Origin of the sequence: Actinophytocola sp. NPDC049390, assembly GCF_044466355.1 — a bacterium.
GTDB lineage: Bacteria > Actinomycetota > Actinomycetes > Mycobacteriales > Pseudonocardiaceae > Actinophytocola.
On the sequence record NZ_JBITMQ010000002.1, the window covers coordinates 228,275 to 247,869 of the forward strand.

Annotated in this window: 19 protein-coding genes; 9 read left to right on the plus strand and 10 right to left on the minus strand. The window is 73.3% G+C overall.

The genetic code is table 11. The annotated features are described in order from the left end of the window. The first annotated feature begins 2 nt into the window (after nt 1-2). Both ACIBVP_RS07240 and ACIBVP_RS07245 read left to right on the plus strand, forming a co-directional pair. Complete coding sequence (locus ACIBVP_RS07240) at nt 3-1,163, plus strand: NADH:flavin oxidoreductase (protein ID WP_396105847.1); 1,161 nt, start codon at nt 3-5, stop codon at nt 1,161-1,163. A gap of 499 nt (nt 1,164-1,662) precedes the next feature. After that, entirely contained in the window at nt 1,663-1,875 is a 213-nt protein-coding gene (locus ACIBVP_RS07245; RefSeq protein WP_396105124.1) for a hypothetical protein, read from the plus strand. A gap of 6 nt (nt 1,876-1,881) precedes the next feature. Here ACIBVP_RS07245 and ACIBVP_RS07250 read toward each other — a convergent pair whose 3' ends face one another. From ACIBVP_RS07250 to ACIBVP_RS07270, 5 genes are all read right to left on the minus strand, one after another. Then, nucleotides 1,882-6,207: an HAD-IC family P-type ATPase gene (locus tag ACIBVP_RS07250; protein ID WP_396105125.1), complete on the minus strand. Its 4,326-nt coding sequence runs from the start codon at nt 6,205-6,207 to the stop codon at nt 1,882-1,884. Nucleotides 6,208-6,299: 92 nt separating this feature from the next. Next, nucleotides 6,300-7,073 carry an SDR family NAD(P)-dependent oxidoreductase gene (locus ACIBVP_RS07255; RefSeq protein WP_396105126.1) on the minus strand — a complete coding sequence of 258 codons (774 nt, stop codon included), beginning with the start codon at nt 7,071-7,073 and terminating at the stop codon, nt 6,300-6,302. Next, entirely contained in the window at nt 7,060-7,572 is a 513-nt protein-coding gene (locus ACIBVP_RS07260) for a cupin domain-containing protein (RefSeq protein WP_396105127.1), read from the minus strand. Before ACIBVP_RS07260 ends, ACIBVP_RS07255 begins: the two co-directional genes overlap by 14 nt. A 29-nt stretch (nt 7,573-7,601) precedes the next feature. Further along, complete coding sequence (locus tag ACIBVP_RS07265) at nt 7,602-9,074, minus strand: S8 family peptidase (RefSeq protein ID WP_396105128.1); 1,473 nt, start codon at nt 9,072-9,074, stop codon at nt 7,602-7,604. Between the two features lie 89 nt (nt 9,075-9,163). Then, entirely contained in the window at nt 9,164-10,282 is a 1,119-nt protein-coding gene (locus ACIBVP_RS07270; RefSeq protein WP_396105129.1) for a low temperature requirement protein A, read from the minus strand. On the opposite strand from ACIBVP_RS07270, the gene ACIBVP_RS07275 reads away from it, so the two are divergent. From ACIBVP_RS07275 to ACIBVP_RS07290, 4 genes are all read left to right on the plus strand, one after another. After that, nucleotides 10,208-10,948 carry an SDR family oxidoreductase gene (locus ACIBVP_RS07275; RefSeq protein WP_396105130.1) on the plus strand — a complete coding sequence of 247 codons (741 nt, stop codon included), beginning with the start codon at nt 10,208-10,210 and terminating at the stop codon, nt 10,946-10,948. The genes ACIBVP_RS07270 and ACIBVP_RS07275 overlap by 75 nt on opposite strands. An 8-nt stretch (nt 10,949-10,956) precedes the next feature. After that, nucleotides 10,957-11,382 carry a cupin domain-containing protein gene (locus tag ACIBVP_RS07280; RefSeq protein ID WP_396105132.1) on the plus strand — a complete coding sequence of 142 codons (426 nt, stop codon included), beginning with the start codon at nt 10,957-10,959 and terminating at the stop codon, nt 11,380-11,382. 174 nt (nt 11,383-11,556) lie between these two features. After that, entirely contained in the window at nt 11,557-12,447 is an 891-nt protein-coding gene (locus ACIBVP_RS07285; RefSeq protein ID WP_396105133.1) for an RNA polymerase sigma-70 factor, read from the plus strand. Next, nucleotides 12,440-13,105 carry a hypothetical protein gene (locus tag ACIBVP_RS07290; protein WP_396105134.1) on the plus strand — a complete coding sequence of 222 codons (666 nt, stop codon included), beginning with the start codon at nt 12,440-12,442 and terminating at the stop codon, nt 13,103-13,105. The genes ACIBVP_RS07285 and ACIBVP_RS07290 overlap by 8 nt, the downstream gene beginning before the upstream one ends. A gap of 3 nt (nt 13,106-13,108) precedes the next feature. Here the strand turns inward: ACIBVP_RS07290 and sigJ are convergent, their stop codons facing one another. Next, entirely contained in the window at nt 13,109-13,990 is an 882-nt protein-coding gene (gene sigJ / locus ACIBVP_RS07295; RefSeq protein ID WP_396105135.1) for an RNA polymerase sigma factor SigJ, read from the minus strand. A gap of 86 nt (nt 13,991-14,076) precedes the next feature. Between sigJ and ACIBVP_RS07300 the strand changes: the two genes are divergently transcribed. Next, nucleotides 14,077-14,460, plus strand: coding sequence for a DoxX family protein (locus ACIBVP_RS07300; protein WP_396105136.1), 384 nt, complete (start codon nt 14,077-14,079; stop codon nt 14,458-14,460). Between the two features lie 5 nt (nt 14,461-14,465). Here the strand turns inward: ACIBVP_RS07300 and ACIBVP_RS07305 are convergent, their stop codons facing one another. Together ACIBVP_RS07305 and ACIBVP_RS07310 are read right to left on the minus strand one after the other, a co-directional pair. Continuing rightward, nucleotides 14,466-14,975, minus strand: a complete 510-nt coding sequence (locus tag ACIBVP_RS07305; protein WP_396105137.1) for a hypothetical protein — start codon at nt 14,973-14,975, stop codon at nt 14,466-14,468. A 9-nt stretch (nt 14,976-14,984) separates the two neighbouring features. After that, entirely contained in the window at nt 14,985-15,602 is a 618-nt protein-coding gene (locus ACIBVP_RS07310) for a hypothetical protein (protein ID WP_396105138.1), read from the minus strand. A 105-nt stretch (nt 15,603-15,707) separates the two neighbouring features. Between ACIBVP_RS07310 and ACIBVP_RS07315 the strand changes: the two genes are divergently transcribed. Beyond that, complete coding sequence (locus tag ACIBVP_RS07315) at nt 15,708-16,592, plus strand: trypsin-like serine protease (protein ID WP_396105139.1); 885 nt, start codon at nt 15,708-15,710, stop codon at nt 16,590-16,592. A 75-nt stretch (nt 16,593-16,667) separates the two neighbouring features. Beyond that, complete coding sequence (locus tag ACIBVP_RS07320) at nt 16,668-17,465, plus strand: hypothetical protein (protein ID WP_396105140.1); 798 nt, start codon at nt 16,668-16,670, stop codon at nt 17,463-17,465. Between the two features lie 4 nt (nt 17,466-17,469). Here the strand turns inward: ACIBVP_RS07320 and ACIBVP_RS07325 are convergent, their stop codons facing one another. Continuing rightward, nucleotides 17,470-18,573: an acetoin dehydrogenase dihydrolipoyllysine-residue acetyltransferase subunit gene (locus ACIBVP_RS07325; protein WP_396105141.1), complete on the minus strand. Its 1,104-nt coding sequence runs from the start codon at nt 18,571-18,573 to the stop codon at nt 17,470-17,472. After that, nucleotides 18,570-19,586: an alpha-ketoacid dehydrogenase subunit beta gene (locus tag ACIBVP_RS07330; RefSeq protein ID WP_396105142.1), complete on the minus strand. Its 1,017-nt coding sequence runs from the start codon at nt 19,584-19,586 to the stop codon at nt 18,570-18,572. Before ACIBVP_RS07330 ends, ACIBVP_RS07325 begins: the two co-directional genes overlap by 4 nt. Nucleotides 19,587-19,595 lie beyond the last annotated feature (9 nt).

A 19,595-nucleotide genomic window follows, 5' to 3' on the forward strand; every position in this document is an offset into this window, starting at 1 on the left:
TGGTGCCCGACGCGTTCGCTCCCGCCCGGCTCGGCCCGGTCACGCTGCCGAACCGGATCATCAAGTCCGCCACGTTCGAGGGCGTCACCCCGGACGCGCTGGTCACCGACGCGTTGATCGACTTCCACCGGGCACCGGCACGCGGTGGCGTCGGCATGACCACCGTCGCGTACCTCGCGGTCTCCCCCGAGGGTCGCACGCACCGGCGGCAGATCTGGCTGCGCCCGGAGGCGGTGCCCGGGCTGCGCAGGCTTACCGACGCCGTCCACGCCGAAGGCGTGGCGGTCGCCGCGCAGATCGGGCACGCGGGCCCGGTCGCGAACGCCGCGTCCAACCGGGCCGCCGCCCTCGCACCGGCAACAGCACTGTCCCCACTGGGTTTCCGCATGACGAGGGCCGCCACGAAAGCGGACCTGGACCGGGTGGTCGAAGCACACGCGAACGCCGCCCGCCTCGCGGTCGCCGCGGGCTTCGACGCCGTCGAGATCCACTGTGGACACAACTACCTGGTCAGCGCGTTCCTGAGCCCCCGCCTCAACCACCGCGACGACGACCACGGCGGCCCCCTCGCCAACCGCGCCCGCCTGGCGCTGGCCGTCACCCGCGCGGTCCGCGACGCCGTCGGCGACCGGATCGCGATCACGGCGAAGCTGAACATGGACGACGGGGTGCGCGGCGGCCTGCGGGTCGAGGAGAGCCTGCAGGTGGCGGCGTGGCTGGAACGCGACGGCACCGTGGACGCACTGGAACTGACCGCGGGCAGCTCCCTGCTGAACCCGATGTACCTGTTCACCGGCGACGCCCCGGTCCGCGAGTTCGCCGCGGCGTTCCCCCCACCGCTGCGGTGGGGACTGAGGCTCACCGGCCACAGGTTCCTGCAGCACTACCCGTTCCGGGAGGCGTACCTGCTGGACCACGCCCGCCGGTTCCGCCGAGAACTGACGTTGCCCCTGATCCTGCTGGGCGGCATCACCCGCCGCGACACGATCGACACCGCCATGGCGGAAGGATTCGCGTTCGTGGCCATGGCGAGAGCGTTGTTGCGCGAACCGGACCTCCCCAGGCGCCTGGCCACCACACCGGGCACCCCGTCCCTGTGCACCCACTGCAACAAGTGCATGCCCACCATCTACAACCGCACCCACTGCGTCCTGACCGAGTAACGGCACCCGCGGGCCGCGAAAGCCGCGTTCGTGACGTTGAGTGTCCCGAAAGCGTCTTTCAGGGCATTGAACCGCCCGCGAAGCGGGCCCCCAGCCCCAAGCAAGCCGGGCGCAAGCCCACAAAGACGGCCTGCCTGCCCTCCCGTCGACCTGGCGAAGCCCGATCACACCGGGTCAAGGGGCCCTGCCCGAAACACCCCGTCCATAAGCCCGGCCCCTTGACGCGGTGTGATAGCCCGGAGGGAGGTCGACGGGAGGGCAGGCAGACCCATCCATGCCAAATCTCAACACGCCGGAATCGTGAGGCCCCCTCCCCGAGACTTGCCCGTCCGGCGAGGACCCCCCGGAGGGCAGCCCGTCCTTGCCAAACCACAACAAGCCCGAACCGGAAGGCCCCTCCCCCAGATCAGCCCGTCCGGCGAGGCCCCGGGAGGGAAACCCGGAATACATCCACGAACCCAAGCGCTGCATGCAGTACCAAGGCATGGAGGTGAAGCGGATGGACGCCAACCGCACTCAGCTGGTCACCAACTGCGGCCGGCGACTGAGCGCCGGCCGCTTCCGAATCCCGTCAACCCCGTGCATAGAGCGCGTGGTGCTGCGCATAGACGACGAGAACCACGACACAGTCTGGGCAAGCTTCACCGCCGACGAGGCGATCGCCGTCGCACACGCCCTCCTCACGCAGGCCGAGAAGATCCGCCAGAACTGACGGCCGTCACTCGAGCACCCGCCCGAGCACACCGGCGGCACCCGCGCTGCCCAGCGCGATGCTCCACCCCACCGGCCCCAACGGCGTACAGCCGAAGAACTGGCTCAAGCCCGGCGTCTGAATGATGGCCGCCAGCAGAACCGCCGACCCGAGCCCGGCCATGAGCACGGTCCGGTCACCACCGCCCGCGGACAACGTCTGCGCGAGCTGGGTACCCACGAGCGCGGCGAGTGCCACCGTGGACGCCCTGCGGCCACGCCCGGTGAACCGGGCCGCGGTCCACGCCGCGCCCGCGCCCAGCGTCGTCACGACCGCCCGGTTCGTGACGTCGCGGGTCAGTGCCTTGCCGAGGGACGCGCTCGGGCCCTCCTGCAGCAGGTCGGCCACCGACTGCCGTTCCGGGCGGGACAACGCGATCGCGAGCGCGGGCGCGAGGTCGGTGAGCAGGTTGACGAGCAGCAGCTGCCGCGCGGTCAGCGGGGACCGTCCCGTGAGCACGGAGGCGAGCACGGTGAACGCGATCTCGCCGACGTTGCCGCCCAGCAGGATGCCCAGTGCCTCCCGCACCGACGCCCACATCGCCCGGCCCTCGACGAGGGCGGCGATGATCGTCTCAAGCCGGTCGTCGGTGACCACGAGGTCCGCCGCCGCGCGGGCGGCCGGGGTGCCGCGCCTGCCGAGCGCGATGCCGACGTCCGCGAGCCGGATGGCGGGCGCGTCGTTGGCACCGTCGCCGGTCATCGCGACGACCTTGCCCAGCCGCTGGTAGGTCTCGATGATCCGCACCTTCTGCGCCGGGCTGCAGCGGGCGATGACGTCCACCGACCGCAGCTCGTCGGCGAGCGCGTCGTCGTCCAGTTCGTCGATCTCGGCACCGGTCAGCACGGTCAGGTCCGCGTTCTCGCCGTTCACGCGGCCCGCGACGGCCTCGCCGGTCGCCGGGTGGTCCCCGGTGATCATGACGATCTGGACGCCCGCGTCCCGCAGTTTCGCGGCCGCGGGCGGCGCGCTCTCGCGCACGGGGTCCGACAGCGCGACGAAACCCAGCAGCGTCAGGTCGGTCACCAGATCGTCGTCGATGTCCCCGTCGGTCCCGGGCACGGTGCGTTCCGCTACGGCCAGCACGCGGTGCCCGGCGCCGGCGAGCTCCTCGAACCGGTGCTCGAGCCGCTCTCGTGCCCGCGCGTCGAGCGGCTGCCCGTCGCCGTGCCTGGCGCAGCGGGGCAGCACGACCTCCGGCGCACCCTTCACGCTCAGCACCGCGGCACCGTTCGACGTGCCCGCAGCCGCGTGGTAGCCGCGCGACGGGTCGAAGGGCACCTCGCCGACCGGCCGCCACCGCTCGCCCGCGCTCACCCCGGCCCGCTCGGCACCGGTCACCACCGCGCGGTCGGTCTGGTGGCTCATCTCCGCCGGGTCGTCGGCGTGCGGGGTGGCGCGGACCGCGGCCGCGAGCACCTGCCGGTGGGACTCGGACAGCTGTCCGGCGGGCGCGGTCACGCGGCCGTCGTCCACCTCGCTGACCGCGAGCCTGCCCTCGGTGAGGGTGCCGGTCTTGTCGAAGCACAGCACGTCGACGCGGCCGAGCGCTTCGATCGTGCGCGGGTTGCGAACCAGCGCGTTGTGGGCGGCGAGCCGCCGGGCCGCGGCCAGCTGCGCCGCGTTGACCAGGAACGGCAGCCCTTCCGGCACGGACGCGACCGCGAGGTTGACCGCGGCGCCCATCGTCTCGCGCAGCGGCACCCGGTGCAGGAGCCCCGCGCCCGCGACGGCCGCGGCCGACCCCAGCGCCAGGGGCAGGCTCTTGCCGGTCAGTTCCGCCAGCCTGGCTTCCACGCCGGTGGTCGGCGCCGACGCGCGAGCGGCCGCCATGCCGCGCCCGACCTCGGTGTCGTCCCCCACCGCGACCACCACGGCGACGGCGGAGCCGCTCGAGATCGTGGTGCCCTCGTACAGCATCGAGGCGCGGTCGGCGATCTCGGCGGCGACGACCGGCGCCGGGTCCTTGACCACCGGCAGCGACTCGCCCGTCACCGACGACTCGTCGACCTCCACGCCCGCGCCGTCGAGCAGCCTGCAGTCGGCGGGTACGACGTGCCCGGCACCGAGCACCACCACGTCGCCGACCACCAGCTCGTCGGCCGTGACCTCGCGTTCCGCGCCGTCCCTGCGGACGGTCGCGCGCACGGCGGAACGCTTGAGCAGCTTCGCGAGCGCCCGCTCGGTCCTGGTCTGCTGCACGCTGCCGACGAGCGCCGACACCGACACGACCGCGCCGACGAGTGCCGCGTCCACCGGTGACCCCACCGCGGCGGACAGGGCCGCGCCCCCGGCCAGCACCGGAGTCAGCGGGTTGGCCAGTTCGGCGAGGAACGCCTTCGCGAACCCGGTCTCCCCGCCGTCGCCGCCGTCGTGCCCGGCGGTCGGGCGGCGCCGCGCCTCGTCCGCGGTCAGGCCGTCCTGCCGGGTGCCGAGCCGGTCCAGCGCGACCTCGACGGGCATGAGGTGCCACGGCGTGTTCGCCCGGATGGTCGGCGTGCCCACCGTCGCGGTCTTGAGCCGTCCTGCTCGCCAGGTGCCGTCGACGAACGCCAGTGCGGCGCCGGTGTTTACCGCCCGCATGCTGCGCGACGCCGACCGGACCGGGGTGTTCAGGGCGTTGACGGCGCCGATGCCGGTGGCGGCGACGGCGAGCCGGGTGCTGTCCCGGTTGACCAGTCGCGCGGTCTGGGTGGCCGCGACGACGAGCGTCGCGGCGTCGAGGTCGGTGGCCCCGTCGGCGCCGGTGATCAGGTGCGCGCCCCACGGTGGGGCCGTGCCGTCGCGGTGCACGCCGATGCCGCAGTCGGCCGCGCCGAGCGCCTGCCGGTCCGCGGACACCAGCATCACGACGTGCCCGTCCGCCTGCAGCGACCGCACGGCCGCGACCGGGTTCCCGTCGTCGTGCCGGACCACCCGCAGCCCGGCGCGCGCGGCGGCGGTGCCGAGCCCGTCGGCACCCGGCGCGGTCTCCTGCCCGACGACGACCAGGCCGCGCAGCCGGTCCCCTTCGGCGAGGCCCAGCACCTCCGCGCCGGAGTCACGCAACCGCGTCCGCTCGGCCTGCGCGGTGTCGCCGGTCAGGTCCAGGTCGTCGACGGGACCGAGGCGCCAGCCCCGCCCGTTGCGGACGGCCGTGGGGTCGTCGGGGTCGAACAGGTCGAACACGGTGGTCGCGAGCGCGGCGCCTTCGGTGTCACCAACGGGCACGAGGTCGGTGAGCTGCCGTCGGCCGGTGGTGAGGACGTCGGTGTCCACGACGAGCACGTCCACCAGGTCGAGGCGGCGGAGCACGGTGCGGTCCATGACCAGGACACCGCGGCGGGACAGCACCCGCCCGAGTTGCGCGGCGAACGCGGCACGGCCGGTCGCGGGTGCCTTGGGTAGCGCGGCGAGCCCGGCCCCGAGCGCGCGCCGCGGCCCGGCGAACGGGGTGGCGATCGCGGCGGCGGCGGCGCCGGCGGCCAGTGCCTTGCGTGCGTACCGTTCGACCTCGCCGTCCGGCAGCGGCCGCGGGCGTTCGGTGACGATCGCGTCGGCGCCCGCCGCGTCGGGACCGGCGACCAGCGACGGCTCGGCCACGCACCAGGCCCGCTCGTACTCCTTCGCCTCCCGCCACTGCGCGACGCGGGTGGCGAGGTCGAGTGCCGTGCCCTCGCCGCCCGCGGCGAGACCGTGCACCAGGGCGGTGGCCATGGACAGGCGGGAGTCGGCCTTCTCGTGGCTGCCCATCCGCTCGCCCGCGAACCGGCGTGTCGCCGGGTGCATGTTGACCGCCGACAGCAGCCCGGCGACCTCGGTGGGCAGGGGCGTCCACGGCGCGATCTTGTTGACCGCCCCCAGCAGCATGCCGACCGCGTCGACCAGCACGGTCGACCGCAGCCGGGTGCGCGTCGTGCCGTCCGCGGGATGGTGCAGCGCGTCCTCGGCCAGTTTGTCCTCGTCGTCCGGTTCCTCCTCGGCACGCTCGACCACCCGGACCAGCACATCGGTGCGGGGCGGCGGGTCCTCGACGCCGATCACGACCCGGGCGGTCGGCGCGTTGACCCGTGCCCACGCGACCCCGGGCTGCGCGGCCAGCCGCCGCTCGATCCGCCGCGCGACCGCCGCACCACTCGGCCCGTGCACGCCCTGCGCGGCCACGTAGACCCGCCCGGGGCACGTCCACACGGCTCGCCTGCCCGCCCGGCCGGTCAGCCGGTCGAGCCCGGCGAACGCGACGCCACCGAGCCCCCGCGCCAGACGGCCAACGCTGGTCAGCGGGTCGGGCAGCTGCACACCGAGCAGTTCCATGGCACCTCCGGGGCGGACTTGGTCATGCCCGGGTACCCGCTCCGACCGCCCGGCTCACCTCGTTCCCCCGAACGCGATCACGGCCGCGGTCCTCACCAGGTCGGCCGGGCCGAGACGCCGCCGTCGACGACCAGGTTGTGGCCGGTGATCCACCTCGCCAGCGGTGAGGCCAGGAAGACGCACGCGTTGCCGACGTCGGCCGGGGTGCCGAGGCGGGTCAGCGGTGCGGCGCGGTGCCAGCGTGCGACGCCGTCGGGCCAGTCGGTGGCGAGGCCGGAGCGGTCGATCAGGCCGGGTGAGACCGTGTTGACACGGACGCCGCGCGGACCGTACTCGAGCGCCGCGGCGCGGGCGTGCATGACCAGGGCGGCCTTCGCGCTGCTGTAGTGCGCGTGGCCGGGCGCGGGCTGGGTCGCCTCGATGGACGCGACGTGGATGACGCCGCCGCCGTCCGCCATGACCTCGGCGGCGGCCTGTGTGCAGGAGAACGCACTGTCCACATTGGTCTCCAGCACGGCGCGCCAGCGGTCGGCGGTCATGTCCGCCAGGTCCTCGACCGGCTGGACGCCCGCGTTGTTGACCAGGGTGTCGAGCCTGCCCGCCCATGCCGCGGCGGCGTGGACGAGGTCGTGGCAGGCGGCGGCGTCGGAGAGGTCCGCCCGGATGGCGGTCGCGGTGCCGCCCTCGGCCTCGATCCGGGCGACGAGGGCCTCGGCCGGTGCCGCGCCGCGGTGGTAGTGGACGACGACGGCACTGCCCGCTTCGGCGAAGCGCCACGCGATCCCGCCGCCGATGTTCCCGCTCGCGCCGGTCACCAGCGTCGCCGTGCCGGTCAGGTCCGGCAGCGCGGGGTCACGCGTCGACATCGTCGGGCATCGTGTGCGGACGGTCCGGGCGGCACAGTGCGCGGATGCGGTCGGCGACCGACGGGTACCGGGCCACCAGGGTGTCCGCATCGGCGCCTTCGTAGTCGCGGGGCACGAAACCGGGTGCCATCGTCGTGCCGCACAGCGCCCAGCCAGACGGAACCCGCGCTCCCATCCACGTGCCGGCGGGCGCGGCCAGCTGGACGTGCTGGTCCCGGCCCGGTCCGAGCACCTCGACCCGGGCGGTGCCGTCCGGGTCGAGCAGCAGCAGTTCCAGCGGGTCGCCGCGGTAGAAGTGCCACACCTCGTCGATGGGCAGCCGGTGCAGGGCCGAGAAGTGGTCCTCCTCGGCGGACAGCAACAGCATGATCGCCGACCCGGCAGGACGCCCGTCGCCGTCCTCCGGACCCGCCCACGTCCGCCGGTAGAGACCGCCCTCGACCGGCAGCGGCGCCAGGTCGTACCGGGCGACGAGGTCGGCCGCTTCTTCGCTCAACACCCCGGTGATCGTGCCAGACGCGGCAGCGGTCAGCCGGTGCCGTCCCGCCCCGGGTCGCCCGTCGCCACCGCGGCCAGGGCGTCGACGAGGCCCGAGCCGTAGAAGCCCTTCCCCGACCGGCCACCCTCGCAGTGGGCGAGCCACTCACCGGTGCCGTCCGGGTCGAACACGCCGCCGGGCGGGCAGGGCAGCCGGTCCGCGTCCCGTTGCACGGCGGCGATCACCCGCTGGGCCGACCAGTCGGGATGTGTGCCGCGCAGCAACGCGACCACGCCCACGGCGTGCGGCGCCGCTGCGGAGGTGCCGCCGAAGAAACCCCATTCGCCGAGGTTGACCGGTGTGATGACGCCCGGGTTGCCGCCCGGGACGTCCGGGATCTGGTTCCCGTCGCCGCTCGGCGCGGTCAGGTCGACGTCCCGGATGCCGTAGTTCGAGTACTGGGCCTTGAGCTTGTCGGCACCGACCCCGGACACGATCAGCACGTCCGGTGCCTCCGTCGGCAGCTGCCTGCAGCCGTGCCCGGTGAGCCGTTCGACCGGCTCACCGTTGACCGGGCTGTAGGTGTCCAGGACGGGGTGCGAGAGGTCCCAGTTCGCGTTGCCGCTCGCGGCGACGTTCACCACGTCGTGGTCGGCGGCGTAGTCGATCGCCCGCATCATCGCCGCCGCCGCGGCCGCCTGGTCCGGGTCGTCGTCGCACCACCGGACCCACGGGTCGACGGAGAACGACGCGTTGGTGACGTCCACGCCGTGTTCGGCGGCCCAGACGTAGCCGCAGATCATCTCCTCGGGGAAGACGTACCCGTTGTCGGACAACGCGACCGCGGCGATGCGCACGTTCGGTGCGACACCGGCGATCCCCACCCCGTTGCGTGCCGCGGCGATGACCCCGGCGACGGCGGTGGCGTGCGCGAAGGTGGCGTCCGGCGGGGCGGTCCACGCGGCCCGCGAGGTGTTCGGGACGCCGCCCGCACAGCTCACGGAGGCGGTCTCGTCGATGTTGGGCGCGAGATCGGGGTTGTCCGCGTGGATCCGGCTGTCCAGCACGCCGACCAGCACGTCCCGGTTGCCGTCGGTGATCTCGTGTGCGCGGTCGCCGCCGATCTGCCGCAGCGCCCACTGGTACTGGTCGAGCGGTTCCTCACCGACGTGCGCAACCGGCGTGCTCTCCGCGCGGCGTGCGGTTGTGGCCCCCTCGTCCAGTTCCGCGAGGTTGCGGGTGTTGCCCGCGGCGACCACACCAGGCCTGCCGCGCACCGCGGCGGCGAACGCGGCGTCCGGGGACGTGGCGACCACGACGCCGATCTGCGGCCAGCTCCGCGACACCCGGCCCCCGGCCGCGACGACGGCCGCCACCACCCGGTCGAGCGGTTTCCCCTCCACACCAAGCACGACGAAGTGTGCGACCGGTCCCTGTTCGGCGGCCGCGGGCGCGGAGACCGCGCCCGTCGCGAACACCAGCAGGGTCGTCACAACCAGCGCACGACGGATCTTCCCACGCATCAGAGCACCCCCAGGTCGGCTCCAACTCGGCGATCCCGACCACGGTGACACGCGCACCGGCCGTGGGCAAGGACGGGACGGTGACCGGGTCAGGCGAACCGGTTCCGCGCCGACGCGATGGTGTACGCGACGAGCAGCGCACACGACGCGGCGATGCCCGCCACCACGGGCGCGACCCCGGTGAACGGTGCGGCGAGCGGGAGCAGCAGGACGACCGTGGCGCAGGACAGCACAACACGCACCACGGGCCGCGGCACGAGCGGTACGGTGACCAGCCACAGCAACACGAGGAACACGCCCGTCGGCAACGCGACCTCCAGGCCGGCGCCGAGCACCGCGAGCGCGGCGAAGATCCCGTAGTGGCCGTAGCCCCACAGGTAGGACCGGCGGCGGCGGTCGGCCAGGCCCTCCCCGGCGGGCTCCAGGAAGTACAGCCACCACAACGCGAACAGCAGCACGAGACCACAGACCGCGATCGTCACGAACGAGCCGCCGATCGCCGCCGACTCGAGCGCCCCGCGCACGCCCGTGATCGCGGCGAGCACGCTCTCGCCGAGCAGGATGATCGTGAACAGGCCGTAGCGTTCGGCGATGTGGTGCGGATGCCAGTTCGTGGGGCCGGGGCGTTCCGCCCACCTCGGCACCGCGAGCTCGGCGACGGCCAGGCCCACGAAGGACAGCGGCTGCCCGATCGCCGACAGGGCACCGGCCTCGGCGAGGACGAGCCGTGCGACCCAGCCGACCTGCATGACGCCGATGCCGGTGGCGTAGCGCACCGCGGTCCGCCTGCGCGCCCGGTCCTCGACGCCCGCCCGCAGCCACTGGCTGACGAGCCCGAGCCGCATCACGAGGTACCCGGCGGTGACGGCCAGGTAGTCGCCGTCGGCCGCGGCGGGCACGCCCGCGGCGAGCACCAGCACCCCGGCCATCTGCACCATGGTCAGCAGCCGGTGTTCGTCGCCGGCACGGCGTCGCTCCTCGGTCGGTCGCGTGAGCTGAGACAGGGCAGCGTCGCGATGTGTGACAGGTACGAGAAATCCCGCTGTGGCTGTCACAGCCCGCCGGGTTGTCCTGTCTGAGCTGGCGACCGGGTGCCGAACGCATCCGGCGGGACAGCGAGGAAGGGGTTCGCGATGAAGATCGTGGTAGTCGGCGGTACCGGGCTGATCGGGTCGAAACTCGTGCGGGGGTTCGTCGAGCACGGCCACGAGGCGGTGGCCGCCGCCCCGAGCACCGGGGTGAACACGCTCACCGGCGAGGGCGTCGCCGACGCGGTGGCCGGCGCGGACGTGGTGGTCGACGTGTCGAACTCACCGTCCTTCGAGGACGAGGCGGTGATGGCGTTCTTCGAGACGTCCACCCGCACACTGCTCGCGGCGGAGGCGGAGGCCGGTGTGGGCCACCACGTCGCGCTTTCCGTGGTGGGCACGGAACGGTTGCAGGACAGCGGGTACTTCCGCGCCAAGCAGGCTCAGGAGACGCTGATCGAGAAGTCGCCGGTCCCCTACTCGATCGTGCACGCGACGCAGTTCTTCGAGTTCGTGCCCCGGATCGCCGACGAGGCCACCGCGGACGGCACGGTGCGGCTGGCGCCGGTGTACTTCCAGCCCATGGCGAGCGACGACGTCGCGGCCGCGGTCGGCCGGATCGCCGTGGGCGAACCGGTGCGCGGGCGCGTCGAGATCGCCGGCCCGGAACGGTTCCGCATGGACGAGTTCTTCACCGAGATCCTCGCCGCCCAGGGCGACCCTCGAGTGGTCGTCGCCGACCCGGAGGCCCGCTACTTCGGCGTGGTGCCCGGCGAGCGGACGCTGGTGCCCGGCGACGGCGCGACACTCGGCACGATCCGCTACCGCGACTGGGCCGGGAAGTAGGGGCCGCGATGCCCGAGCAGACAACGCGGTCCACCGCGTGGCAGACCGCGCTCACCACGCTGCAGGACGTGGCGCCGCCGTTCATCCCGGCGGGCGCGCACGGCATGACGGTGGTCATCGAGTACCCGCCCGGTGATCCCGGCGCCCCGCCGCACCGGCACTCCGGTCCCGCCTTCGGTTACGTGCTGGAGGGAGAGATGCTGTTCGAGCTGGAAGGCGAGCCGCCCCGCGTGCTGCGGGCGGGCGAGGCGTTCTGGGAGCCGGGCGGCGACGTCATCCACTACCAGGACGGCAACAACCGTGCCGACGTCGCGCTGCGGTTCACCGTCACGATGCTGTTCGCCCCGGACCAGCCGATGTTCACGCTGGTGGATGAGGCCGAGTTGGCGCAGCGCCGCGATCGCCGCGCACACGCGGGCACGGAGGAGTCCTGAGCGATCCCGGGCGAACCGACCACCGTCGACCCGCCAGGCATCCGCCCACCCGGGGAACGCGGGTAGCGCACCGCTGTCACACGCGGCGCGGCTGCCCTGTCATAGCTGTCCGAAAGGCCGTCGGCGGATACTTCCCGTCGGCGGCGACACAGCGGCCGGACAGGGGCGACGATCGTGGCGGACACCGCTGGGCCAGGCGGTCTCGAACAGGCGACGGCGGTGTTCGCGCAGGTGCGGCCGCGCCTGTTCGGGATCGCGTACCGCATGCTGGGCAGCGCGTCGGACGCCGAGGACCTGGTGCAGGACGTGTGGGTCCGCTGGCAGACCTACACCGACCGCGCCTCGGTGACCAACCCGGCCGCGTTCCTGGCGACCACGACCACGCGGCTCGCCATCAACGCCACCCAGACCGCGCGGGTCCGCCGGGAGACCTACATCGGCCCGTGGCTGCCGGAACCCGTCGACACGAGCGCCGACCCGCACCTCGGTGCCGAGCGCGGTGAGGCGCTGGGGTTCGCGGTGCTCCTGCTGCTGGAGCGCCTGACCCCCAGCGAACGCGCCGCGTACGTGCTGCGGGAGGCGTTCGACTACCCGTACGGGCAGATCGCGGACATCCTCCAGGCCAGCGAACCCGCGGTGCGGCAGCTGGTGAGCAGGGCGCGCAAGCACGTGGCCGGTGGCCGCCGCACCCCGGTGACCGGCGGCCGGCAACGCGCGCTGCTGACCGCGTTCGTCTCCGCCGCCCGCGCGGGCGACCTGGCCGCGCTGGAGGCGGTCCTCGCCGCCGACGTGGTCAGCTACTCCGACGGCGGCGGTGCCGTGCGTGCCTCCCGCATCCCGGTCGTCGGCAGGCTGAGGGTCGCGAAGTACCACCGCGCGTTCGCGGACCGGTTCTGGGCGGGGGTCGACGTGTCGTGGGGGACGACGAACGGGCAGGCGGCCGCGCTGCTCAGCAACGGCGGCACGGTGTTCGCGGTGCTCACCGTCACCGCGTCGGCCGAGGGCATCGACCGGGTGCTCTGGATGATGAACCCGGACAAGCTCACGGCGGCGGGCCGTGTCTGACGCCGGTGCCGAGTCACTGGCGGAGATGCTCGACGAACGGCGGCACCTGCTCGGGATCGCGATGTGGTTGTTCGACTCGGCGGGCACCGCGGAGTGGCTCGTCCAGGAGACCTACCGCCGCTGGTACGCACTCGGCGACGACGACCGCGCCGGCGTTCTGTCGCCGCGGGCGTGGCTGACGCGGGCCGCGGCGGAGATCTCCCTGGAACTGCTCGACCCCGACCGCCCGAGGACGGCGGCCCCGGCCCTGCCCGGGCCGGTGCACGTGCCCCCGCCGGTGCTCCCGTCCGACGCGGCCGCGCACGACCGGGCCACCCGCCGGTTCGCCGCCGCCTGCGACGCGGGCGACAGCGCGGCGCTCGCCGTGTTGCTCGCCAACGACGCGGTGGTCGTGTGCGACGGCGGCGGGAAGGTACGTGCGCCGGTCCGGCCGATCCGGGGCGCGTGGGAGGTCGCCCGGTTCGTCGCGGCGCTGCTGTCGGGACGGGCCGGTGCGGTGCTGGCCGTCGAACCCGTCAACGGCCGCACCGGGCTGACGCTGCGCCGCGCGGGCCGCGCCGTCGCCGTGGCGACCGTGAGCGTCGCCGGAACCCAGGTCACCGCGGTGTGGATCGTCCTCAACCCGGACAAGCTGCGGAGCTGGCACCGCGGCGGCTGAGGCCTACGTCCAGGGGCGGAGTTTCTCCGGGTTCAGCACCGCCCAGATCCGCGTGATCCGGTCGTCGGTGATGTCGAACGCCAGCACCGCCACGGTTCTGCCGTTCAGTCGCGCCGCCAGGCCGGGCTGGCCGTTGACCGTGCGTTCCACGAGCACCGCCTCGGGCAGCGCGCCCATGCGTTCGACGAAGAAGCGGGCGATCGGTTCGGCGCCCTGGACGGGGTGGGGCAGCGCGGAGGCGAGGCCGCCGCCGTCGCCGACGGCGGTGACGCTCGGGTCGAGGAGGCCGACCAGGGCGTCGATGTCCGCGGACTGCCACGCCTGTTTGAAGTCGCGGACCACCTCGGCGCGGCGGGCGGCGGGGGTCGCGGGCACCTCCAGCGAGGTGACGCGGCGGCGGGCCGACGACGCCAGCTGGCGGCACGCCGCCGGGGTGCGGCCCACGACCTCGGCCACCTCCGCGAAGGAGTACCGGAACACGTCGTGCAGCACGAACGCCACGCGCTCGGCCGGGGTCATCGACTCCAGCACCACGAGGAACGCCATGGTGACCGACTCGTCGAGGGTGATCCGGTCGGCCGGGTCGGCGCCGCCCGCCCACTCGGTGTGCTCGGGCACCGGTTCCGGGAGCCACTCGCCGACGTAGCGTTCGCGGCGGACCCGTGCCGAGCGGAGCAGGTCGAGGCAGATGCGGCCGGCGACCGTCGTCAGCCACGCACCGGGTGAGGCGACGGCCTCCTGCTCGCGGGCCGACATCGCGTACCAGCGGGCGTAGGTCTCCTGCACGACGTCCTCCGCGTCGGCGAGGGAGCCGAGCAGCCGGTACGCGAGGTTGATCAGCTGACGCCGTTCGCTCATGACCGCGCTCAGGGCCGGGTCGCTCATCGCGCTCCTCTCCTCGTCCGGGTCGACGGGGCGGCGCCCCGGAACGTCAGGCCTGACATTACGACGGGCCATCTCGTCGGGTAGGCATGAACATCACCCTGTGGGTCGTCGCGGGCCTGCTCGCCGCGATCTTCCTGATGAGCGGCCTCGCGAAGCTGGCCCAGTCCAAGGAGAAGCTGGTCGCCTCCCCGACGGGAGCGGCCCTCGCCGGGTACAGCCCGGGCGCCATCAAGGGCATCGGCACGGCCGAGGTGCTCGGCGCGGTCGGGCTGGTGCTGCCCGCCGTGGTCGACATCGCACCCGTGCTGGTGCCCCTGGCGGGCGTGGGCCTGGTGGCGCTGATGGTCGGCGCGATCGCCACGCACCTGCGCCGCGACGAGGCGAAGGTGATCGCGATGCCGCTCGTGCTGCTCGTGCTGTCCGCGCTCGTGGCGTGGGGCCGTTTCGGCCCGTACTCGTTCACCGGCTGACGGGGTTACGCGTTCGCCGCGAACTCCGCCCTGTTCCACAGCGCGAAGTAGAGGACGTCGGTCCACCAGCTCAGGCCGATCGGGTGCTCCGTCCTGCGGTCGCGGGTGTTGTCGAAGCCGTCGTCGAGGACGAGGCCGTGGCAGGCGGCCAGCGGGGAGTCGGCCTCCTCGCTGGCGGCCTTCGCCAGCACGGCGCCGGCTTCGGCGGGGTCGTCCGGGAGGGCGTCGACGGCGGCGCCCGCGACGCGCAGGGCCGCGCAGAACTTCGTCAGCCGCGCGTGGCCGGTGTCGAAGTCACCGCTGATGGCGTACAGCCGGGTCCTGCGCTCCGGCGGGTCGTCCTCGAAGCCGTCCGAGATGAGGGAGGCGCACAGCCGCGGGTCCCCGGACATGAGCACCCGGTAGGAGAACGGGACGGCGTACGGCCATTCCGACAGTCCGGAGATCGTCTCTGGCCGGTCCTCACAGGACTCGGGCCGGTTGCCGATGCTGTAGAGGTACGACCGGTTCGCCATGGTCGGATCCTACGGTGCGAGCGCGGACGCCAACGGCACCGGCGTGTCCTGCCCCGGCCACGCGCCGGTCAGGACGGTGCCCGCGAGCGCGACACCCGCGTCGAGGCGGCGGACCACGGTCAGCTCGACGGTGTCGGTGACGATCACGACCGGGTCGTCACCGCCGACGCGCACGACCGAGCCAACGGCGGGCGCGGTCGCACCCGCGACCGCGGTGCTCGCGACGGCCATGGTGGGTGCCCGCCGTTCCACGCCGTCGACGAGTTCCTCGGCCTGGCCGGCGCCGGTGAGGATCGCGTGTGCGAGGACCGCGGCGTAGACCGGGTCGCCGACCGCGTCGTAGACCCAGCGCGTGCCGAGCACCGAGTGCTCCGCGGTACCGAGCAGCCAGGCGTCCGCACCGGCCAGCGGCGCGGCGCGGTAGGTGAGCGGCACCTGGTGGACCGGCCCGTCGCCACCGCGGACCAGCATCGTCTCGATCCCGACCGCGCCCGCCGGGTCGTCGAACCGGTACGCGGCCACGCGATCGAGGTCGCCGGACGCGGCGTACCACGGCCTGCCGGGCAGCGTGGCGGACAGCAGTTCGAGCTTCGTGGGGGTCAGGGTCGCACGGTGGATCAGCGCCATGCGGACATCGTAGGGAGGCCTGCCGCGGAACTCGCCCGTGCGCGCCCGCCGTGGTGTTGAATGTGGCGACGGCACCTGGGGGGCCAGGTGAAAGAAGGACCCACAATGCGAAAACTGTCCACAGCGGCGCTCGGCTCGTCCGCCGCTGCCGTCGCGTTGGTCATGGCCGGGGCGGCCCCCGCCGGTGCGATCAACTCGTACAACGCGACACCGGCGCCGGAGCGGACCGAGGTCGGTGCGCTCGTCGCCACCTGGGACAACGACGACGACCCGACCACGCCCGACCGGGTGGACTGGGTCTGCTCGGGCACGATGGTCGACGCCGACACCTTCCTGACGGCCGCGCACTGCACCGCGCCCTTCACGTGGCCCGCGAACGTCCGGTTCTACGTCTCGCTGGACCAGGACGTGCAGACCGGTCTCGACGACGCCGCCGAGGCGCACCCCGGTGACCCGGCGGCCGTCGCGCGGGCGGTCGGCGTCGAGGGCGTCGCGCACACCGAGGCCGGCTACCCGGGCAACTCCGCGGACTCGCACGACATCGCGGTGGTCGAGGTGCCCGCCGCGCAGATGGCGGCGCGCTGGTCGTTCACGCCCGCCACGCTGCCGACCGCCGGCCGCCTCGACGAACTCGGCCCGCGGGGGCTCGACGCCACCGACTTCGTCGTGGCCGGGTACGGCACCCAGGAGGCGCGGCGCGGCCCCGGCGGCCACACCCACCCCGGCGGCGGAGTCCGCATGAAGGCACCGGAGTCGTTCGACGCGCTCAACAAGACGTGGCTGCGGCTCGCGATGACCGCGCCGCAGGGCAACGGCGGCGCCTGCTACGGCGACTCGGGCGGCCCCAACTTCGCGGTGCTCGACGGCGAGCTGGTGCTCGTCGCGACCACGATCACCGGCGACGCCCCGTGCTACGCCACGAACGTCGTCTACCGGACCGACACCCCGACCGCCCGGACGTTCCTCGCGCCGTTCGTCGACCTGCCGTAGCGCCGAAACCACCACGGACACTGTGACACTCTGACAGAATTCGTCCCACCGAGTTGTCGGGAGAAAGGGACATCCGTGGAACTCAGCAGGCGCAAGGCGCTCGTCCTCGGCGGTGGTGCGGTGCTCGGCACCATCGCCGGGGCGGGCACGGCCTCGGCCGCGACCGACTGGATCCGGCTGCCGATCGTCACCGCGAACATCGGCCGCAAGAACCTCGGCGCGCGGGAGGCCGCCATCCGCGACGTGCGGAACGCGGACGACGTGGCGCGGCCCCTGGTGGGCTGGCAGGAGATCCGCGAGGGCGACACCGGCGAGCCCGCGATGATCGACAGGTACTTCGGCAGCCTCTACCGGAACGCGTTCCTGCGGCACGACACCGCGTTCCGGGTGCCGATCTCGATCCCGCGGCCGTGGCGGGTCGTGGCGTCCAAGGCGACGTTCGTGCACGGCGGCATCGCGCACGTGACGCCGCCGCGCTGGATCACCGAGGTCGTCGTGCGCCACGAGACGCACACCGCACTCGAGTTCGCGATGATGAACACCCACTACATCGCGAACGCCTACAACGGCGACCAGCGCACCGACCTGCGTGACGAGTGGAACAAGCACAAGGGCGTCCACAAAGACCGCGTGCTCGCCCACCACCGGCAGGGCCGCCTCGTCATCTGGACCGCGGACACCAACAACCCGAACTACGTGAAGGCGACGGGCTGGGACGCCGAGCACCGGGTCTTCTTCAACGGCATCGACCGCGTCAACTGGATGCGCGGCAACGGCGCGGTCCAGCTGGAGCTGCGCGGCACGAAGACCGTGGACATGCGCGTCGACGGCCATGACGCGCGGGTCGCGATCTTCCGCATCCGCGTGGCCTGACCGATCACCCCCGCACGGCGGCGGTCACGGCGTCGACCACTGCCGACGGGCGTTCCATGTGGACCATGTGCCCGGCGTCGTCGATCACGACGGCGCCGGGTAGCGCGTCCGCGTTCGTCACCGGAAGGACCTGGTCCGCCCGCCCCCACACGACCCGCACCGGGAAGTCGACCTCGGCCAGCAGCGGGGCGGCGTCGATGCCGGGGCCGTCCCCGGCGAGGAGCGTGCCCAGCAGTGTGTCGAGAGCCTTCTGCACGCCGTCGAGACGTTTGTACTTCATCAGGTCGTCCGCGAGCTGGCGGGTGACGTGGGCCGGGTCGGCGAACAGCTTCGTCAGGTGCGGCTTGAGCTCGCGGCGGGACGCGGCCGCGGCGAACCCGCGCAGGTACTCGGCGTCGATCCGGTCGCCGTAGCCGGCGGGCGCGACCAGGGTCAGCGACGCGACCCGGCCGGGTTCGCGCGCGGCGACCGCGGTGACCACGGCACCGCCCAGCGAGTGACCGACCAGGTGGGCGCGCTCGATCCCGCGCTCCGCCAGGAAACCGAGCACGGCGGCGGCGAGCGTGTCCAGGGAGCCGTCGCCGACGTCCTTCGTCGACTCGCCGTGGCCGGGCAGGTCGATGGCGTGGACGGTCGCCGCCGCGGACAGCGGTTCCTGCACGAACAGCCACGAGTTCTTGTCGCCGCCGTAGCCGTGCACGAGCAGCACGGTCTCCGGCCCCTCGCCCAGGGTGGCGTACGCGAGGTTCCTGCCGTCCACCCGCACCGTGCCGGTCACCGGGCCGGCGACGTCCTCGACGACGCCGGAGTCCAGCTCCTCCCGCGCGGTGCGGGCGGCCGCGTCGATCTCCTCCTGCGGCACGTCGGCCGGGGCGATGAGCGCGATCGTGGCGCCGACGGGGACGTCCTCGTTCAGCTCGGCGATGATCCGCCGCACCACACCGGGTGCCGCGGCCTCCAGCGCGCCGGCGATCTTGTCGGTGTCGATGTCGGCCAGCTCGTCACCCTCGGCGACCTCGTCGCCCTCCGCCACGATCCACTCGGTGATCTTGCCGGTGGTCATCGAGAGGCCCCACTTGGGCATCGTGACCTTCCTGATGTCACTCACGGGCGCGTCCAGTCCATGGTCTTCTTGACAGCGCTCAGCACCTTCTGCGCGTCGGGGATGTACAGCTCTTCGAGCGGCTGCGCGAACGGGACCGGTGTGTGCGGCGCGGTCACCATCTCGATCGGGGCGCGCAGCGCGCCGAACACCTCCTGCACGACCAGCGCGGAGATGTCGGCGGCCATGCCGCAGCGCGGGTTGGCCTCGTCGACGACGACGAGCCGCCCGGTGTTCTCGACGCTCTCCAGGATCGTGTCCGTGTCGAGCGGGCTGGTGGTGCGCGGGTCGATGATCTCCGCCTCGACGCCCTGGCCCGCCAGTTCGGCGGCGGCCGACTCGGCGACCGAAACCATGCGGCCCAGCGCCACGATCGTCACGTCGTCGCCGTCGCGTACGACGTTGGCCTCACCGAACGGGATCGTGTAGCTGTCCTCCGGCACCTCACCGGTGACGTCGTACATCGCCTTGTGCTCGCAGAAGATCACCGGGTCGTCGTCCCGGATGGACTGCGCCAGCAGGCCCTTCGCCTCGTACGGGCTCGACGGCAGCACGACCTTCAGGCCGGGGATGTGCGTGAAGATCGGGTACAGGCACTGGGAGTGCTGCGCGGCCGCGGACAGACCCGCGCCGTACATCGTGCGCACCACGACGGGGGTGACGGCGTTGCCGCCGAACATGTAGCGGAACTTGGCCGCCTGGTTGAAGATCTGGTCGAAGCAGACGCCCATGAAGTCGATGAACATCAGCTCCGCCACCGGGCGCATGCCGCGGGTGGCCGCGCCGATCGCGGCGCCGATGAACGCGGACTCGCTGATCGGCGTGTCCAGCACCCGGCCGGGGAACCGGTGGTAGAGCCCTTTGGTGACACCGAGTACGCCGCCCCACGCGTCGTCGTCGCCGGGGCTGCCCTGCCCGCCCGCGTTGTCCTCGCCGAGGACGATCACCGACGGGTCCCGTTCCATCTCCTGCGCGAGCGCCTCGTTGATCGCCTCGCGGTAGCTGATCGTGCGTGCCATGGCGGTGCT

What these genes read in the sequence shown, in the direction of transcription:
- ACIBVP_RS07305 (WP_396105137.1), bottom strand. Translation starts at nt 14,975, where the DNA reads ATGGCGAACCGGTCGTACCTCTACAGCATCGGCAACCGGCCCGAGTCC.
- ACIBVP_RS07300 (WP_396105136.1), top strand. Translation starts at nt 14,077, where the DNA reads ATGAACATCACCCTGTGGGTCGTCGCGGGCCTGCTCGCCGCGATCTTC.
- ACIBVP_RS07280 (WP_396105132.1), top strand. Translation starts at nt 10,957, where the DNA reads ATGCCCGAGCAGACAACGCGGTCCACCGCGTGGCAGACCGCGCTCACC.
- sigJ (WP_396105135.1), bottom strand. Translation starts at nt 13,990, where the DNA reads ATGAGCGACCCGGCCCTGAGCGCGGTCATGAGCGAACGGCGTCAGCTG.
- ACIBVP_RS07275 (WP_396105130.1), top strand. Translation starts at nt 10,208, where the DNA reads ATGAAGATCGTGGTAGTCGGCGGTACCGGGCTGATCGGGTCGAAACTC.
- ACIBVP_RS07245 (WP_396105124.1), top strand. Translation starts at nt 1,663, where the DNA reads ATGGACGCCAACCGCACTCAGCTGGTCACCAACTGCGGCCGGCGACTG.
- ACIBVP_RS07250 (WP_396105125.1), bottom strand. Translation starts at nt 6,207, where the DNA reads ATGGAACTGCTCGGTGTGCAGCTGCCCGACCCGCTGACCAGCGTTGGC.
- ACIBVP_RS07255 (WP_396105126.1), bottom strand. Translation starts at nt 7,073, where the DNA reads ATGTCGACGCGTGACCCCGCGCTGCCGGACCTGACCGGCACGGCGACG.
- ACIBVP_RS07330 (WP_396105142.1), bottom strand. Translation starts at nt 19,586, where the DNA reads ATGGCACGCACGATCAGCTACCGCGAGGCGATCAACGAGGCGCTCGCG.
- ACIBVP_RS07315 (WP_396105139.1), top strand. Translation starts at nt 15,708, where the DNA reads ATGCGAAAACTGTCCACAGCGGCGCTCGGCTCGTCCGCCGCTGCCGTC.
- ACIBVP_RS07310 (WP_396105138.1), bottom strand. Translation starts at nt 15,602, where the DNA reads ATGGCGCTGATCCACCGTGCGACCCTGACCCCCACGAAGCTCGAACTG.
- ACIBVP_RS07265 (WP_396105128.1), bottom strand. Translation starts at nt 9,074, where the DNA reads ATGCGTGGGAAGATCCGTCGTGCGCTGGTTGTGACGACCCTGCTGGTG.